This window comes from Pseudomonas sp. Sample_9, assembly GCF_004307535.1.
GTDB lineage: Bacteria > Pseudomonadota > Gammaproteobacteria > Pseudomonadales > Pseudomonadaceae > Aquipseudomonas > Aquipseudomonas mercuritolerans.
Genome location: NZ_RAZO01000054.1, coordinates 1 through 2,669 on the forward strand (window position 1 = coordinate 1; position 2,669 = coordinate 2,669).

Here is a 2,669-nt window from a genome sequence, read left to right on the forward strand (position 1 = left end):
AACCACTGCCCACCAGAGGCAGCACCTCAATTAGCCATGAGGCCATAAACCGTGATCGAGACCCTGAACCACCTCCCCCACCCGCACGAAAGCGCGGCCGCCCTCGCCGGCCATTTCACTGATCTGGCGCCGCCGCTCAATGCCCGTCAGGCGCATCTGGAAGCCTCGCGCTGCCTGTATTGCTACGACGCGCCTTGCGTCAATGCGTGCCCCAGCGAAATCGATATCCCGTCGTTCATCCGCAACATCCATCAGGACAACGTACAGGGCGCGGCGCAAAAGATCCTCTCGGCAAACATCCTCGGCGGCAGTTGCGCGCGGGTCTGTCCGACGGAAATCCTCTGCCAGCAAGCCTGCGTGCGCAACAACGCGCAGGAATGCGCGCCGGTGCTGATTGGTCTGCTGCAACGTTATGCGGTAGACAACGCACATTTCGCCGAACATCCGTTCCAGCGCGCCCCGGCCACAGGCAAACGTATCGCCGTGGTCGGCGCCGGGCCGGCCGGGTTGTCCTGCGCCCATCGCAGCGCGATGCACGGGCATGACGTGGTGATTTTCGAAGCACGGGAAAAGGCCGGCGGGCTCAACGAGTACGGCATTGCCAAGTACAAACTGGTCGATGACTACGCGCAGAAGGAGCTGGATTTTCTCCTGCAGATTGGCGGGATAGAAATCCGCCACGGCCAGAAACTCGGTGCAAACCTCACCCTCAGCGAACTGCATCAACAGTTCGACGCGATATTCCTCGGCCTCGGCCTGAATGCCAGCAAGCAACTCGGTCTGGCCCACGAAGACGCGCCGGGCCTGCTCGCCGCCACCGACTACATCCGCGAACTGCGCCAGGCCGATGACCTCACGCAACTGCCCTTGGCTGAACGCTGCATCGTTCTCGGCGCCGGCAACACCGCGATCGACATGGCGGTGCAGATGGCCCGCCTCGGCGCGCACGATGTGAACCTGGTGTATCGCCGTGGTGCGGCAGACATGGGCGCCACCCATCATGAACAGGACATCGCCAAAGCCAATCAGGTGCGATTGCTGACCTGGGCGCAGCCGGAGCAAGTGTTGCTCGATGATCAGGGCCGCGTGCGCGGCATGCGTTTCGCCCGCACCGATCTGGTTGAAGGCCGTCTGCAAACCACCGGAGAAACCTTCGAGCTGGCTGCCGATGCGATCTTCAAAGCGATCGGCCAGAGCTTCGATGACAACGCCCTTAGCGATCCGCTGGCGCGCGAACTCAAGCGTCAGGGCGAACGCATCGAGGTCGATGAACACCTGCGCACCAGCGTCCCCGGTGTGTATGCCGGCGGCGACTGCACCAGCCTCGATCAGGACCTCACCGTGCAAGCAGTGCAGCACGGCAAACGCGCCGCCGAGGCGATCAACGCTCAACTGATGCTCAACGTGGAGGCTGCGTAAATGGCCGATCTCTCGATAGTCTTCGCCGGTATCAAAGCGCCCAACCCGTTCTGGCTGGCCTCTGCGCCACCCACCGACAAGGCCTACAACGTGGTTCGCGCCTTCGAAGCGGGCTGGGGTGGCGTGGTCTGGAAAACCCTGGGTGAGGATCCGGCGGCGGTCAACGTTTCCTCGCGTTATTCGGCGCATTACGGCGCCAATCGCGAAGTGCTGGGCATCAACAACATCGAACTGATCACCGACCGCTCGCTGGAAATCAACCTGCGCGAAATCACCCAAGTGAAGAAGGATTGGCCGGATCGCGCGCTTATCGTGTCGCTGATGGTGCCGTGTGTCGAGGAGTCGTGGAAACACATTCTGCCGCTGGTCGAGGCCACTGGCGCCGACGGCATCGAACTCAACTTCGGCTGCCCCCACGGCATGCCCGAACGCGGCATGGGCGCAGCGGTCGGCCAGGTGCCGGAGTACGTCGAGCAGGTGACGCGCTGGTGCAAGACGTACTGCTCGCTGCCGGTGATCGTCAAACTCACCCCGAACATCACCGACATCCGCGTCGCTGCCCGGGCGGCGCATCGTGGTGGCGCCGATGCGGTGTCGCTGATCAACACGATCAACTCGATCACCAGCGTCGACCTGGACCACATGGTCGCCCTGCCCACCGTCGGCAGCAAAAGCACCCACGGCGGTTATTGCGGTTCGGCGGTCAAGCCGATTGCGCTGAACATGGTCGCGGAAATTGCCCGTGATCCGCAGACCCAGGGTTTGCCGATCTGCGGCATTGGCGGCATCGGCAGCTGGCGCGACGCCGCTGAGTTCATGGCGCTGGGCAGCGGCGCGGTGCAGGTGTGCACGGCGGCGATGCTGCATGGTTTCCGCATTGTCGAAGAGATGAAGGATGGCCTGTCGCGGTGGATGGACAGCCAGGGTTACGCCAATATCGCCGAGTTTTCCGGGCGCGCCGTGGGTAACACCACGGATTGGAAGTACCTCGATATCAACTACCAGGTCATCGCAAAGATCGACCAGGAGGCGTGCATCGGTTGCGGGCGTTGCCACATCGCTTGTGAGGACACCTCACACCAGGCGATCGGCAGTCTGAAACAGGCCGACGGTACGCATAAATATGAAGTGATCGATGAGGAATGTGTGGGCTGCAACCTGTGCCAGATCACCTGCCCCGTGGCCGACTGCATCGAGATGGTGCCGATGGACACGGGCAAGCCGTTTCTGGACTGGAATCATGATCCGCG

At 62.5% G+C, this 2,669-nt stretch carries 2 protein-coding genes; both read left to right on the top strand.

Annotated features, from left to right (window positions below; translation table 11 throughout):
* Positions 1 to 51: 51 nt before the first annotated feature.
* Positions 52 to 1,419, top strand: coding sequence for an NAD(P)-dependent oxidoreductase (locus tag D6877_RS03375; protein ID WP_130909847.1), 1,368 nt, complete (start codon positions 52 to 54; stop codon positions 1,417 to 1,419).
* The coding region (gene preA, locus D6877_RS03380) for an NAD-dependent dihydropyrimidine dehydrogenase subunit PreA (RefSeq protein ID WP_130909848.1) at positions 1,420 to 2,669 on the top strand (1,250 nt) is incomplete at its 3' end.